The organism is Paenibacillus sp. RUD330, from assembly GCF_002243345.2.
In the GTDB taxonomy this organism is placed as follows: Bacteria; Bacillota; Bacilli; order Paenibacillales; family Paenibacillaceae; genus Paenibacillus_O.
In genome coordinates this window covers 4,272,325-4,287,179 of sequence record NZ_CP022655.2, presented here as the reverse complement: position 1 = coordinate 4,287,179, position 14,855 = coordinate 4,272,325, and the positions used below count along the sequence as shown (strand labels likewise).

At 61.0% G+C, this 14,855-nt stretch carries 14 protein-coding genes; 8 read left to right on the top strand and 6 right to left on the bottom strand.

The genetic code is table 11. The features are described 5' to 3' along the window. The first annotated feature begins 32 nt into the window (after window positions 1–32). The 4 genes from CIC07_RS19680 (at window position 33) to CIC07_RS19665 (ending at window position 5,571) form a co-directional block, all read left to right on the top strand. Window positions 33–2,771, top strand: a complete 2,739-nt coding sequence (locus CIC07_RS19680; protein WP_076353644.1) for an S-layer homology domain-containing protein — start codon at window positions 33–35, stop codon at window positions 2,769–2,771. An 88-nt stretch (window positions 2,772–2,859) separates the two neighbouring features. Then, a complete protein-coding gene (locus CIC07_RS19675; RefSeq protein ID WP_076353646.1) occupies window positions 2,860–3,450 on the top strand; it encodes a hypothetical protein in 591 nt (196 codons plus the stop codon). A gap of 35 nt (window positions 3,451–3,485) precedes the next feature. Further along, window positions 3,486–4,694: a copper amine oxidase N-terminal domain-containing protein gene (locus CIC07_RS19670; protein WP_076353648.1), complete on the top strand. Its 1,209-nt coding sequence runs from the start codon at window positions 3,486–3,488 to the stop codon at window positions 4,692–4,694. Window positions 4,695–4,728: 34 nt separating this feature from the next. Next, window positions 4,729–5,571: a hypothetical protein gene (locus CIC07_RS19665; protein WP_076353650.1), complete on the top strand. Its 843-nt coding sequence runs from the start codon at window positions 4,729–4,731 to the stop codon at window positions 5,569–5,571. Window positions 5,572–5,645: 74 nt separating this feature from the next. Here the strand turns inward: CIC07_RS19665 and CIC07_RS19660 are convergent, their stop codons facing one another. Then, window positions 5,646–6,011 (bottom strand): helix-turn-helix domain-containing protein, encoded by a 366-nt coding sequence (locus tag CIC07_RS19660; protein WP_076353652.1) that lies wholly within the window; start codon window positions 6,009–6,011, stop codon window positions 5,646–5,648. 495 nt (window positions 6,012–6,506) lie between these two features. Between CIC07_RS19660 and CIC07_RS19655 the strand changes: the two genes are divergently transcribed. From CIC07_RS19655 to CIC07_RS19645, 3 genes are all read left to right on the top strand, one after another. Beyond that, window positions 6,507–7,271 (top strand): HNH endonuclease, encoded by a 765-nt coding sequence (locus CIC07_RS19655; protein ID WP_076552891.1) that lies wholly within the window; start codon window positions 6,507–6,509, stop codon window positions 7,269–7,271. Window positions 7,272–7,589: 318 nt separating this feature from the next. After that, the gene (locus CIC07_RS19650) at window positions 7,590–8,375 is read left to right on the top strand and encodes a CAP domain-containing protein (protein WP_076353656.1); all 786 of its coding nucleotides are present in this window, start codon (window positions 7,590–7,592) and stop codon (window positions 8,373–8,375) included. Window positions 8,376–8,751: 376 nt separating this feature from the next. After that, a complete protein-coding gene (locus CIC07_RS19645) occupies window positions 8,752–9,450 on the top strand; it encodes a 3D domain-containing protein (RefSeq protein ID WP_234992858.1) in 699 nt (232 codons plus the stop codon). A 60-nt stretch (window positions 9,451–9,510) separates the two neighbouring features. Here the strand turns inward: CIC07_RS19645 and CIC07_RS19640 are convergent, their stop codons facing one another. Next, window positions 9,511–10,425: a polysaccharide deacetylase family protein gene (locus CIC07_RS19640; protein ID WP_234992859.1), complete on the bottom strand. Its 915-nt coding sequence runs from the start codon at window positions 10,423–10,425 to the stop codon at window positions 9,511–9,513. Between the two features lie 153 nt (window positions 10,426–10,578). Next, on the bottom strand, window positions 10,579–11,835 hold the full coding sequence (locus tag CIC07_RS19635; protein WP_094248197.1) for a methyl-accepting chemotaxis protein: 1,257 nt from the start codon (window positions 11,833–11,835) through the stop codon (window positions 10,579–10,581). Between the two features lie 311 nt (window positions 11,836–12,146). Here CIC07_RS19635 and CIC07_RS19630 point away from each other — a divergent pair, with 311 nt between their 5' ends. Beyond that, entirely contained in the window at window positions 12,147–12,578 is a 432-nt protein-coding gene (locus tag CIC07_RS19630; RefSeq protein ID WP_076353660.1) for an O-methyltransferase, read from the top strand. A gap of 260 nt (window positions 12,579–12,838) precedes the next feature. Here the strand turns inward: CIC07_RS19630 and CIC07_RS19625 are convergent, their stop codons facing one another. The 3 genes from CIC07_RS19625 to CIC07_RS19615 form a co-directional block, all read right to left on the bottom strand. Next, complete coding sequence (locus tag CIC07_RS19625; protein WP_049867962.1) at window positions 12,839–13,063, bottom strand: alpha/beta-type small acid-soluble spore protein; 225 nt, start codon at window positions 13,061–13,063, stop codon at window positions 12,839–12,841. Window positions 13,064–13,172: 109 nt separating this feature from the next. Beyond that, complete coding sequence (locus CIC07_RS19620; RefSeq protein ID WP_076353661.1) at window positions 13,173–13,637, bottom strand: DUF1980 domain-containing protein; 465 nt, start codon at window positions 13,635–13,637, stop codon at window positions 13,173–13,175. 33 nt (window positions 13,638–13,670) lie between these two features. Then, complete coding sequence (locus CIC07_RS19615) at window positions 13,671–14,675, bottom strand: permease (RefSeq protein WP_076353663.1); 1,005 nt, start codon at window positions 14,673–14,675, stop codon at window positions 13,671–13,673. Window positions 14,676–14,855: the final 180 nt, after the last annotated feature.

Below are 14,855 nucleotides of genomic sequence, written 5' to 3'. Positions count from 1 at the left end.
TGGAGAAAACTATTCCAAGAGGTGAAGATGCAATGACATGGAAAAGAAAAATGACGTTGTCCACACTGGCCGCCGTCCTGGCGTCAGGCGCTGCTGCGGCTGTTCCCCCACGTCCGGCAACCCATGCCGGGCTGATCGGCCATGCCTATGCGGCCGGCAGCCTGCCGCAGCCCGGCACGATCGACCAGGCGCTGGCCCAGTTGTATGCGCTTCACGCCGCTCTTCTGGCCGGAGATCCGGCCGATTACCGGGATGTGCTGAATTTCCGCGAGGAGCTTCGCTCCCTCGATCCTGCGGCGGAGTTCGCCATTGCGGCTCCGGTATGGGACAAGATCCAGCCGAAGCTGGCGGCGACCGAGGATCTGGAATTCATCAAGAGCAATCTGTTCCTGCTCATGCGGGATACGATAGCGCTGCTGTACGCGCCGCAGGCATCCGATCTTCAGGCGATCCGCTCCAATGCGGATTACCGCCGTGCGCTCGCGCCCATCGTCCGCGCAGGCGGAGTCGACGACCTCACGATGGACGAGGTGGTCGAATTCATGTATGGGAACGGCGCGGACAAGCGCGGCGTCGAGGGCACGATCCGGGAGTTCGTGTCCCGCCTGAGCCAGCCTGAGCTGATGCAGCTGCTGTTCATGCCGGAGAAGCGCAACGAGCTCATGCTCCGGGTGCTGACGGACATGCTCGGCCGTACGGGCGACTATGCGTTCAGCCGCATGCTGCAGGCCTACGGCATTACGGGCGCGGATCTGGTGAAGGTGCTGGGCAATGCCCAGGAGCGGCTGCAGCTGGAAAAGCCTGCGGGAACGGCGCTGCTCGTCGCGCTCATGAGGATGACGAGCTCTGAGCTCGTCAAGGTCGGCAATGGCGGGCGCATGCATCAGTATTCGCTGCTGCTGAACGGCATCGCCGCTCCGGAGGGAGCGATCCGCTGGTATAAAATCGAAGGCGATGCCGATGTGCGGGTTTTCGTGAACGGGCTGGTCACCATTCCGGACGACTCGGCTGCGGGAAGCGCGCTTCTTCAGGCGAAGCTGATCAATCCTTACGGCGGACCGGAGAAGGTCGTGTTCGAGAAAAGAATTACGCTGACGGGGGAATCGGGGGCGACGCCGAGTCCGAGTCCGGATCCTGGAGCTAGTCCGACGCCGGGAACGAGCCCGGATCCAGGGGCAAGCCCGACGCCGGGCCCGGGAACGAGCCCAAGCCCGGATCCTGGAGCAAGCCCGACGCCGGGCCCGGGAACGAGCCCAAGCCCAAGCCCGGATCCTGGAGCCAGTCCGACACCGGTTCCGACGCCGACGCCGGATCCTGGAACCGGCGGAGGCTTCCCTGGATTCCCGGGCTTTCCGGGAGGAGGCTTCCCGGGCGGAGGAACGCCGGGCAGCGGCAGCGGATCCGGCTCCGAATCGGGTAACGCCGGTCCGGGAAGCATCGCCGAGCGGATCCGCTCGATCGTCGAGCACTATATCGCCCGGATCGAGGCGATCCGCAGGGAGCTGGCCGCTTCTCCGACGCCGGCGCAGCGGATCGCGCTCATCCGCGAGGCGTTCAAGGCTGCCCAGGAAGCGCTGGATGCGATCGCCAAGATCAATCTGACGGCGCAGGAGCCGGACTCGGCCGGCCTATCCGGCATCAAGTGGGATTCCGCCGATGCCCTGTCCAGCCTTGCGGCCGTGTCCGAAGCGGCGGTTTCGGTCAAGAGCGCGCTGGACGGACTGGATGGATCCGGCTCCGGCCTGGCCCAGAAGCTGCGCGTCAGCGTCCAGCTCGATGCCGGATCGGCAGGCAGCAGCTGGTCGCTGGAAGTTCCCCAGGAAGCATTGACCGCTGCGCAGACATCCGGCATCCAGTACATCGGACTGGCCGGCGGAGGCGCGCAAGTGTCCGTTCCCGTAGACGGGCACAGCGGCGACCTCCATATCAGCCTGACCCACGAGGCTGACAGCGAAGTCCGGAAGGCGACCCATCTTCCGCTCGCCTCGGGCGGATATTCGTTCAAGGTCCGCCAGAATGGACAGGCTTCCGCAGCGGCCGCCAAGCCGCTCCGGCTCTCCTTGCCGGTATCGGCGGACAGCGCGGGCAGCGACCTGCTCGGGCTCGTGAGGATCCGTGCGGGACGCGCGGTCGATTTCCAGTCCGGCACGGTATCCTCGGTATACGAGGCGGATGTGCTGGACTCGGCGGCGGTTTATGCCGTCGTGGAGAACAAAGTGGAGTTCTCCGACTTGGCGAAGGTCAAATGGGCGGAAGCGTCCATCCAGGGCATTGCCGCCAAAGGAATCATGACCGGCGTAGCTGCCGGCACGTTCGACCCGTCCCGGTCGATTACGAGGGCGGAGATCGCCAAGATGATCGTCCGAGCCTTCAATCTGGAAGGATCGTCGGCTGATATCGCGTTCAAGGACGTGAAGGCGACCGACTGGTTCGCTCCATACGTGGCTGCTGCCGTCGCAAGCGGCATTACGAACGGACGGAGCAGCGACAGCTTCGCGCCCAACGCCCCGGTCAGCAGGCAGGAGCTGGCTGTGATGGTGACGAGGGCGATGCAGGCGGCAGGCGGCTATCCGGCTCTGACGGACCCGGATGCGGCGCTGGCCGACTTCAGAGACCAGGCAGCGGTAGCGGCTTCCTTGCGGCCGGGCGTCGCTCTCGCCGCACAGCTCGGCATCGTCGGAAGCGGCGGCGTTCTCCAGCCGGCGAAGCCGGCATCAAGAGCCGAGGCCGCCGTCATTCTCTACCGGACGCTGAAGCAGCTTCAATCCTGATTGGCCTCTACGGTTGTTTCGCCGGCAGCTGCCGGCGGACAGCCGTTTTGCGCATCGGCATGGAAATCGCGAACGAGGAGGGCGTGGCATGAGAACCAGACGAATCGCGGCCGGGCTGGCCGCTTGCGGATTGCTCGGAGGAGCTGCCTTCTTCTCGATCGGCTGGGCCGGGGACAAGGCGCTCGGAATGCTGGCTGATCCGCTTGCCGGCATCCAGGAGGGGGCTGGCGCCGTGGCCGCCCCGCCTCACTCCGGAGCCGAGCCTGTCAATGCCGGACATCAAGGCGTCACGACGGACGAATCATCGGCCGGACATTCCGGTCCTCCCGCTGATCCGGAAGCGCAAGCGGATGCGGCTTCAGCGGCCGGAAAGGCTTCATCCGGCGCGCCGGAAGAGCGGGGAGGGGGACTGTCGGTGGAAGAGGCCAGGCAAGCAGGGAAGAAGCTGTCCCTATCGGAGAAGGCGGAAGTGCTCCGTATATTGACGGGAAGCCTGGGAAGCAAGGAAATCACGGTCCTCAAGGAATTGGCCAAGGGAGGACTCAGCAAGGACGAGAAACAGGAAGTGAAGGAGCTTTTGCTGGAGCAGCTGGCGCCGGGCGACTACAACCGGCTCTCGGCGCTCGCCTTCAAGGCTGGAGCGGGCGGCGGAGGCAAGGCGGAGCAGGTCAAGCGCTGAGCAGGCGATCCATATCAAGCAAGGGGGAACGAAGAATGAAACGGACAGGGAGAAAAGCGGCGGCTTATGCCGCGGCAGCGGCTCTGCTGGTCATGGGGACAGGAGCAGGCAGCGCGGCAGCGGCAGCTGCGAAGCCGGCTGCAGCGGCGGCTCAGGCGGCTGCAGCGGCCGCTCAGGCGGTCGTGAAGGCGGAATCCATCGGAGCGAAGCTGGTCGTCGACGGCAAGCTGCAGAAGCTGAAGGAAGGAAATTATATTTTAATGGCAGGAGGCAGGGTCTACGTTCCGCTTCGTGTCGCGGCAGCAGCGCTCGAATGCAGGGTGGAATGGGATTCCAAGTCCCGGAGCGTGTCGCTGTGGACGCCGACCGCGCGCCAGCAGCAAGCTGCGGAGGGAAAGGCCGGGACGGTCTACACGGTCCCCTCGGCTCCAGCCGGCTATAAGCTCAGCCTGACGGATGCGAAGGCATCGTTCTACGCCGACGGCAAGGCGGCTGTATTGCCTAAGGACCAGCGAGCCTATATAGCCGCGGGCACGATCTATGTTCCGCTGCGTTTTCTGGCGGAGCTGTCGGGCGCGGCCGTCCAATGGACCTCCTCGAGCCAGCTGATCGAATTGTCGCTGCCGGCCGCAGGCGGGGCGGGCGGCAGCTCGGAAGGCGGCCTCAGCGGCCCTGGCGAAGGCTCCTCCGGAGCTTCTCCGGACAACCCCGGCTCGGCTGCGGGGAGTCCGGAGTCTCCTCCGGCATCCGGAGGCTCGCCGGGAGGCGTTCCGGCTCCGGCAGTTCCGGGGACTGGAGCTCCGGGAACGCCGTCTGTTCCCGATCCCGGTCCTTCTGTGCCGACACCAACTCCAACGGTACCGCCGGGTACCGGCAATCCGCCGGTGACCGCGCCTCCTGCGCCGACTCCCGCGCCGCAGCCTTCCGTACCGCAGAAGGATATCCAGAATGCGGCGGAGGACAAGCTCAACAGCCTCCTGGTGCAGTGTCAGAACAGGCTGATGGATGCCGCGTTCCGGTACATGCAGTCCGGCAGCGCGGAGGCGAAAAGCAAGATCCGCGCGGAAGGGGAAGCGGCGCTGGCCGATTGCGACCGCAGCTTCGAGACCATTTTGACGGACACGAAAACCAAGCTGGAAGCAGGCGGGTATTCCACAGCGATTCTCGCTACTTACCGGAACATGTACGAGGAGCAGAAGGCGATCGGGGTGAAAATGCTCGACAACATGATGCAGAAGCCTTGATCGCCGCATCTCCGGCATGGAAGGAGTGGAAGGCATGGATATGCAGAGGAAAAGGAAGAAGCGCCGGCGCCGAAGCGGCAAGCCTCGAAGCTGGAGCCTGGGCAAGCTGGCCTTGGCAGCCGTCATGGCTGCGGCGCTGGTGCCGGCCGTAACGGGATACATGCATCATCGAAGCCTGGGTGCCGATGCTGGAGAGACGGCTGTCGCTCCTCGGCTGGAGGCGAGCAAGGACAGCCCGCAGGAAGCGCATCCGATGGACCGGGAACCGGACACCCTCGATCAAGCGGGGACAGGCCTCTCCATCGGGCAGGCTCCTCTCCCTGGGGATAAGAATCCGGCATCCGCAGCAGCCGGCAGCGGCAAGTCCGGAAGCCGCACGGCTTCGCCTGCGCCGGATACGTCTCCCTCTCCGATGGCGGAGCCGCCTCGGCAGGGAGCTTCGGCTGCCGAAGATAAGCAGCCTCTTCCAGCGACATCGCAGCCGACCGGCAAGTGGACCGATGGCGATGGAGAGGCTGCGGCGGCTGCCGATGAGGAAGTCCGCGCCTATGAGAACAAGCTGGCTGCCCTTCAGAAGCAGTGCGTAAGCGAGGCGGGAAGCGTGCTGGAGCTCGCTGGAGCGAAGTCGGACGCGATCCGCAGAGGAGAGCTCGACGAGGAGGGAGCCGCCAGGGCCGCCGGCGAGCTGAACGAAAAGATGAACGAGGCGCAGTCGTCCTGCGGCACGCGCTTCAAAGGGCTGATCCAGGAGGCTGAGCAGGCTTCCGTTCCATCCGGGAAGCGGCGGCAGTGGGAGGAAAGCTATGAAGCCTCCAGCAAGCTTTTGAGAGCCAGCTTGACGGAGCGGCTGAAAGGGATGAAGCAGGCGGGCGGCTGATCGCCGGATGGAGCGCCTGTTCCATACTGGCGGCGCCGATTTTCTTTTGAAGCAAAAAAACCGGCAGGCTGCAATCAGCCATTGCCGGTTTCGTCTTTTCGCAAGCTGCGTTCCCTTACGACTCGTTCAATGAGAAGGCGGATCAGATCGACGTCCTCGGTCTCGAGAGGAATGCCGTCCCAGTGAAGCTGCTGGAGATTGAGCCATTCACGGGCGTTGCTGGTCGGTTCCGCAGGCTCCGAGAAATCGGTCAGTCCAAGCAAGTAGTCGGATGTCGTCTGCAGCCGCCGGGCGATGGTGTGGATGGATTCAAGCGTAGGCTGGCGGTAGCCGGATTCATAACCCGCATAAGTGCTCTTGGCTACGCCGACGTAATCGGCTACTTCCTGCATGGTCAGCTTTCTCTTCTTGCGCAGCTGCTTCAGTCGTTTCGCGAACATTTCTCACCATCCCCCTTAAGGACAATATGACCCTGTCGAGCTGCCGAGGCTGCAAGTAGTCGTAGGCGATTATAAGCGCAGTACAATTCTATGTAATCTACTAACCTCATTATAGCACGGCATGCGGCAACATGCACCTAGAAAAATAGGTCATTGGAATCATGCTAGTAAGACTATAGTCACTGTTCATAAAACGATTATAAGATACGGGATATCGTTATCGGTTCTTTGTTTTTTCAATTTATCCTATACAATAACCGTAATCACGGCCGTATTCGGAATGAATGAGGAGAATTCGGGCTTGGCTTCAAGGGAAAGCGCTTGGAAGGAATGGGAGAGTCAGTAGGTTTAAAGTCCTATTATAGCGGGCAAATGGAGCCGAAGCGCTCCAGAAAATCGAAATTAGCAGCAGGCTTGCTGCCGGCATATTTAACGCAAGTGACCGTTTATGGTATGCTTTGGATAGATAGTTGTACGAACGGAGCGTATTCATTCATGGACACCAAACAATGCGCCGCGTGCGGCCGCGATAAACCCGAGGGGGCCTTTCCCAAACGCACCGGCCGAAACGGCAGAAGGGGCACTTGCCGCGCTTGCCAGCGCCGGCGCAAGCGCGGAGCCGACGAGAGCGGCAGCGCCATGCAGGCGCCTCCCGCTCCGCTCATTCCGCCATCCCGGCCGGCGCCGTCTCCCCCGATCGCGATGGCTCCCTCCGTGGAGGCCTTTGCTCCGTCGGAGGCGTCTTCCGCGGCGGCGGAGCAGGCAGGCGGGCTGGTCAAGCGCAAGCGCAAGCGGCGCCGGCGGCGCAAAACCCGCAAGGCAGCGGTGGCGGCACATTCCCATACGCCCGGAACACGTCTGCCGTTCAAAGCGATCAAGCCGTTCAAAGGCTCGTTCACGTACGATCCTTCCCTGCTGAACGATCGGGGCACCGGAATGATCCAGCTTCGAGGCCGGCGCGAAAGCGGCAAGCGATGGCATACGGAGATCGACCGCGATATCGCCGTGCGCATGGTGCAGGAGGGAGCAGCCGGCATTCTCCATCCGAGGCTGATCCACAAGCTCTATACGAAGAGCGATTTCAGGCTGCTCATCCTCCAGAGGGACAACTATGTCTGCCACTATTGCGGCCGTTTTGGCGATACGATCGACCATGTTTTTCCGAAGTCGAAGGGCGGCCTCAGCACCCCGGCCAACTGCGTGTGCGCCTGCTCCGAATGCAATCTCAAAAAAGCGGACACGCTCCCCGATTATCTCTGAGCATCGTCCATATGCTGCAGCCGCCCGGCGATTCGCCGGACGGCTTTTTTTCATGCTCTCGGCAGCGCGGGCTTCCGTCGGTTAGAAATTTCTCATCCGGCTCTCATCGAGCGATGCCGGAATGGCCGGAAAGCCGCGCGCCGGCTCGATCCGGCTTCATGAGAACGCCTGCCGGGACGGTTGCCCGGAGTGCCGATTCCCAAAATCTTACTAGCCAAACCTGAAGTAGGCCGTGCTAGGATAGGGTTGTCCGGCAAGCTCGGGACGACACCAACTAGAATCTTCGCCGACGCGGAGAAAATCAGGAGGAGAATTTACGTGAACAAACGCACTTTTCTTGCGATAACAGTAGCAGCAGGCGTCGCCTTTTCCGGTACGGCCGGTTATGCAGGCACAGCCCAGGCGGCGGCAGCCAAGCCCGCTTATCAAACCTATACCCTTCAGCAAATGCTCAGCTCGTACGGAGTAGACTTCGAGGATCTTCTGAATAAACTGCAGCAAGGCGGCTTCATCGTGAAGCAGCCGGCGCCTACGGCCACCCCGGCCACCCCGGCGCCTACGGCACCGGTCAAGACTCCAGCGCCTACGGCCACCCCGGCGCCGGTCAAGACTCCAGCGCCTACGGCGCCGGTCAAAACGCCGGCACCGACGGCAACGCCGGCTCCTACCGTGAAGCCGACTCCGACTCCGGCTCCTGAAACGAACCCGGGATCCGGCCAGCAGGGAGCGAGCGATACGTCCACTTATGCGCAGCAGGTCATCACCATCGTGAACCAGGAGCGCGCCAAGCAAGGCCTCGGAGCTCTTGCGAGCGACACGCAGCTGACGAAGGTCGCGCTCGACAAAGCCAAGGACATGTACGTGAACAACTACTTCTCCCACACGTCGCCTACGTACGGCTCCCCGTTCGATATGATGAAGGCTTACGGAGTCACGTACAACTACGCGGGTGAGAACATCGCCAAAGGACAGCGCACGCCTCAAGAGGTCATGACCGCATGGATGAACAGCGAAGGCCATAAGGCGAACATCCTGAAGTCGAACTTCACCAAAATCGGCGTGGCTTATTACAACGGCGTCTGGGTTCAAGAATTCAAAGGCTGATTATCAGCATCCAGCGGGCTCCCCGTCCTGACGGGGAGCCCTTTTTGTGCTGGCGGATGGTTCCCTGAAAAAAACGGGCGACCTTCAGTCGCCCGTTCCCATCCCCCAAGAGGCTCTTGCCGCCCTTCGCAAGCTCCATTAGAATTTTTTCATTCCGCCGGGAGAGGGAGCGGCGCCGATGCGCCGATCCCCTTCTGCCGCATGGGATTCCGCTTCCTCAGGCAAAAATGAGAGCCTTTCATAATTGCTTCCTGTCAGTTTTTGGACGGTCCGCGGCGAGAAAGCCTGTGTTATTCTGAGTCCCAACGAGTTGCCGCGGACTCACATAACGGTTCCAAGCTGGATGGGGACCGCCGAACTGGAGGACATAATGACGATGACGATGAAAAAACGGATGACATCCCTGCTGCGCCCGATCGGAAGGACAGCTGCCGCTTTGGCGGCAGGAGCCGTGATCTGGACCAGCGCCTCGCCTGCATTTGCCGCCACGGATTACATCGCCAAGGACGGCGATACGTTCTGGAACCTGTCGAAGCAATTCGGCGTTTCGCTGGACAAGCTGATGTCGTTCAACCAAGATGTCGAGGCTGCGAACATCTATGCCGGACTTACGCTCTCGATCCCTGCGACCGACGCGGCCAATGCGGCCGCCGGAGCCTCGATGAAGGCCAATGCGGCTGCCGGAGGCATCCAGCTGCTCTCCAAGGAAGACGGAGCCAAGCAAGTGATCGCGCCCAACGGAACCTCCTACCAGGTAGCGAAAACGTTGAACATCAAAGCGACGGCCTATACGTCGGCCGCATCGGAGAACGGCAAGTGGGGAGCAGTCGACTACTTCGGCAACCCGCTCAAGGTCGGAACGGTCGCCGTTGATCCGAAGCAGATTCCGCTCGGAACGAAGCTCTACATTACGGGCTACAATTACGAAGGCCTTCCGGTCGGAGGCATGATTGCGACGGCTTCGGATACCGGCGGCGCCATCAACGGCCAGCGCATCGACATCTTCGTGCCGGGAACGACGGCGCAAGCCCAGAACTTCGGCTTCCAATATGTCAAGGTTCATGTACTGAAATAGCAGCAGGCTCAACCGGCTCCTTTCATGGAGCCGGTTTTTTTATGCCGATGCCCGCAGCTCTCAATCGTACAGCCTGAATTCCTCTACAGCCTCCGATTCGCCGAGCAGCTCGGGCACGGTCACCAATTCGTATCCCTTCTGGCGCAGCATGGCGATGATGCGGGGCAGCGCATCCAGCGTTCCGCTCAAATCCTCTCCGGTTCCGCCTCCGGCATGCTGCAGGATGATGCTTCCGGGCACGAGAGTGCGCTTCACATTGCGGATGATGGCATCGGCGCCCAGCCCCTTCCAGTCCTCGGTGTCCACGTTCCAGTTCACGACGAAGTACCCGTGTCCCTGCGCCCAGCCGAGCTGCTCCGGCTTGATCTCTCCGTAAGGCGGACGCATGAAGCGGGGAGTGAAGCCGAGCTGGGGGAGCAGGATTTTATCCGTGCGTCGGATCTGCGAAATGAACTCCTCCAAGGAGAGGCGGGCATAAGAAGTGTGATTGTAGGAATGGCTTCCGACCGCATGGCCTTCCATCCGGATCCGCTGCACCATATCCGGGTGGGCGGCGGCGCGCTGTCCGACCAGGAAAAAGGTCGCTCTGACATGCTCTCTGGCCAGAATGTCGAGCACGCGAGGCGTATAATAGTTGTCGGGCACGTCGTCGAAAGTAAGCGCGGCACGCTTCGGAGAAGCCGGTCCTCTTGTGGCGAAGGCTCCCGGATAACGGCTGGACAGGGCCGCCCACGATATGGCGGCGCGCCGCTGCTTCGACTTCTTGGACGATGGATCAGGATGGGAGAGGCTGGATCCGGCGCCTGCTGTCCATGCAGCGGCGGCCTTGGTCCCTGCCGAGGAGGACATGCTGCCGTCGGCCGAAGCCGGCGCCTGCATCAGCAGAGCAGCCGCCATGACGAGGCATGCGGCCGCAGGCCGTGCAATCGGCCGCATCTTGCGGAACGCGTCCAAGCGGCTTTTACTGCGCTTCAAGCATCATCTCTCCTTCCGGACCGATTGGGCGGTCAGCCCGCTCAAGCTTTGGGATTCCTGCCGGTACATGATTCCCTGAGGAAGGGTGGATCATTCCTGCGGACAGGGAGGAGGGACAAAAAAAGCCTCCGGATTACCGGAGGCTTGAGGCCGCTATACCTTGAACACTTGAATCGTCCGCTGAAGCTGGGACGCCATCTGCTGCATCCGTCCGGTTTCCTCGACGACGGTCTGAATGGCTTCGATCTGCTCGTTCATCGCGGCGGATACTTGCTCGGTTCCGGCCGCGGATTGCTGCGTGATGGCGGATATGTTCTGGATGGCCGAAGAAATCAGGCGAGCGCTTTCCTGCATGCTCTCGCTTTCTTTGGAGAAGGTATGGATCTGTTCGGATATGAACTGCACGCTGGAGACGATCTGGCTGAAGATCTCTTCCGTTTCCTTGATCATCTCGGATTGAAGCTGGACGGCCTGCTCGTTGATCTTCATGTTCGAGGCCGCTTCCTTTACGCCTTGCTCGATTCCTTTGACGAGGTGGAAGACTTCCTTGGTCGAAGCGGTCGATTCCTCGGCCAGCTTGCGCACTTCCTGGGCGACGACCGCGAAGCCGAGCCCGTGCTCTCCGGCTCGCGCCGCTTCAATAGAAGCATTGAGGGACAGCAGGTTGGTCTGCTCCGCCAGATCCGATATCGTCCTCGTAATGGAGGAGATGCCTACGGCTGCTTCGGAGAGCTTGCTGATGGCCGCCGATACCTGGGTCGCCGCCTCTTCCGTCCGGCGGGTTCCTTCCGCCTGGGTCTCGACGGAGTGACGTCCCTTCTCGACCAGACGCATCGCGGCTTCCAAGCGCTCGTTCATCAGGCGGCTCGATTCCGCATAGGCGGAAACCTTCAATTCGATGTCGCGGATGGAATCCGTCATGTCCCCGACTTCGCCGGAGATTTCGTTGGCTCCGGTCGCAAGCTCGCCTGCCGACGAGGCCACTTGCTCCATGACGTTCTTGACCTGGCGGTTCTTCTCGAAGATGCCGGTGCTCGTCTCCCCGACCGTGCGGCTGATCTTGGAGGTGTCGACAAGAATGTCCCGGAGCTTTTCGATCATGCTGTTGAAGGAGTGGCCGAGCTCGCCGAGAGAGGAGCCGGAGGCGTCGACCTTCTGCGTGAAGTCTCCCTTCGCGATGCGATAGGCGACGGCGGTCATCTCTTCGATGGAGCCCATCAGCGAGCGCTCGATGACCTGGGAGAGCGGAAATGCGGCGGCTGCGCAGACGGCGATCGTGACGAGGACCGGCCACAAGGCCGAACCGGCAACCAGCGCGAATACAAGGCTTACAAGACTGAATGCAACGACCATGCCGTACAGGGCGTACCGGATTCTGCTTTTGACGGAAAGAGAATTGTACCATTCCATGAAAATCGCTCCTTATCGATAGGAAATGAAGGCTGTGTATGTAAGCTTGAAAGGAAAAAACAGGGGAAATTAGGTCTTTTGAATTATCCATATTATAACATTGTCCTGGGGAAGAGGTCTATAATTGTCGTATTTCTATTGAAAAACAGAGAATATAGACCCGGATAACCGTAGAATTTTATCATATTTTGTAAAAATTTAGTTGATGGCTGGAAATGGATGTCCTATAATCGCTACAGGCCTCCTAGAAGCGTTTTGACCAAGAGCCCCGATGACAGGGGAACGGAATTCACAGCAGGGAGGTGACATTAATGAATCCATATGGTTCTGCGCCGCTGGCCAGACAAGTCGATTATGTATTCCGTCAGCTGGAGACGGAGCTTACGCATGCATCCGCAGGCACCGTGCTTATCCATATCCGTAATAATACTGTCGGCAAATACGGCATCAGGCATAACCCCATCGAGCTAAAAAATAATTCGGCCGCGTTCTCGCCGAAAGGGCTGACGGCAGCCCAGGTGCAGGAATTCCGGCATATGGCCGTCGAAGCCCTCAAGCACAAGAAGGAATGGACGCACGGGGAAATTCTGTACGACTTCTCGGTCCGCCAAGGAACGGCAACGGCATCCAGCTGGTCCGCGAGCATGTTATGCGAGTCGAACTACAATCTGGCGAGTTCCCCGTTCCGGTTCGAGCCCAAGCATCCGAAGCTGTACGAGCGCAAGGAGGCGGCCGAAGAGTAGCCGTCCGGACCATCCGCCGCAAGGCAGTGGACGATTCCCTCCAACGATGCCGTGCGGACCATCCGATGGAATCGGATGAATTCTCCATGCAGGAATGAACATGAATGCGGAACGCAGGGATCATCTCGCAAGCGGCCTGAACGCTCCCGTTCATCGCAACGCCCCCAAAAGAACAGCCTTTGTCCGATGAGGACAAAGGCTGTTCTTTTCTGATTGGCGCTCGCGCCGGCATGCGGCGCGCGTTCGATTCCGTACGGGAATCAGCGCATGCGTCCTGCGCTGCCGGAGAGCTGCTGCTCGGCGATTTCAACGAGGCGCTTCGTTATGTAGCCGCCAAGGGAACCGGCATCGCGGGTAGCCATATTGCCGTAGTAGCCGTCTTGCGGGATTTGGATGCCGAGTGCTTGCGCGGCTTCGAATTTCATTTGCTCAAGCGCTGCTTGGCAGCCTGGAACGACGAGGCGGTTGGTGCGGGATCCTGCCATGGAATTCACCTCCTAAGTGGTCTGGAGGTAGTATGCGCACATTGTTTCCAAATATATGCATGGGAAATTTTCACGCGCATTTTATTTCCATAAAGAAGGCGGCTTCCATTTAAGAACGGGAATGCGGCGACGGCTGCAGGTCCGCTTTCTCTTCGGGAACAGGAGCGGATGGGGGAGAAGCGGGCTGGCTGCCGCCGTGATCGTGGATTCCCTTCTCCTGCTGCCAGCCTGCCGGGCTGCCTTGATCGGGCAGCATGCCGAGCAGGAGGGGAAGAAGAAAAAGGGCGTACATCGCCCATTGAAGCGGTCCCGCCTTACCCGGCGAATGGGCGCCGCAATCGCAGTCGGCCTGGATGTCGTCGCCTCGAAGCAAGGAGATCGCGGCGTACAGCTGGCATGCGGCCATGGCATACAGCGCGATTGCCGACAGCTTGATTCCCGCATATGCGCCGGATTCGACGAACTGGCCGAGCGAGTCCGTCTTGGCCAGACCCGTCATATAGAGTGCGAACAAGCCCATGATGAGGGAGCGGGCGAGTTGGTGATAGGCTTTCGTACGGTATTCCGGCTGCATGCGGGACCAGCCTCCTCTCGCAATCGGGTTCCATCAGGACAAGAACAGCGCTTCGGCGATCCAGGAGCCGGCCAAGACCAGCAGCGCTGCGGAGGCTGCCGCCGTAAGGACGAAGCGGGTGCGGAACGAAGCGAGCAGCATCATCAGGCTTTTGATATCGATCATCGGTCCGAAGACGAGGAACGCCAGCAGCGCGCCATGCTCGAAGCTGCCGCCGAAGGAAGCGGCGACGAAGGCGTCGGATGTCGAGCAGAGCGACAGCAGGAAGCCAAGCCCCATCAGGAACAGATGCGAATAGAGCTGGCTGCCCCCGAGCTCTTCGAGCATGGAGCGGCTGACCGCGGTCTGGAACAGGGCGGCAAGCGCGGCGCCGAAGATGAGGTATTTGCCCATATCGAAAAACTCGTCCGAGGCATGGCCCATCATGCTGACGAGCCTGCTGCCCGCTGATGCGGGAAGCTCGTCACGCCGAGCCGGCGCAGCGCCGTACATGGAAGCGAGATCGGCCTTGAGCGGATTGCCGCGCATGGACTTCCAGACGAGGATGCCGGTCAGCACGGCCACGCCGTAAGCGAGCCCGGTCCGGGCGAAGGCCATTGCCGGCGCGCTCCCGAAGGCGCTGTACGTGGAGTAGAATACGATCGGGTTCACGACCGGTCCGGCAAGGATGTACGTGATGCCTGCGCTTGCAGGCATGCCTTTGCGGATGAGGCGGCGGACGACGGGAATCATGCCGCATTCGCACAGCGGAAACAGAATGCCGGCCAGCCCGGCGATCAGAATGGCTGGAAGCGGCCGCGAAGGCATCAGGCGGCGGATCAGCTCGTCCGGCACGAACACCTGCAGGATGGCGGAGAAGAGCACTCCGAGCAGGACGAAGGGAAGAGCCTCGAGGATGATGCCGATAAATACCGTTTTGAACGGCTGGATATCGGCTCCCGATATTCCCGCATCTCTATGGACGACGGCAAAGGCGGCAGCGGCGGCTCCGATGGAGGCGGCTGCGGTCAGGAGCGGAACTAGGCGCTGAGGCGTCATGCAAGGCCTTCTTTCTTCGGTCCGGTAATAGGGCCGATGCGGCCTGTACCAATCTATGCGCGGCGGCCAAGGAGCAGAACGGACGCCCTTGACTTTTGGGGGGAGGAGGCTATAATCGGGGTAAGCAAATGGCTGTGAACAGAAACAAGTAGGCGCTGTAAGCGAAGATTCCCCAAGAGA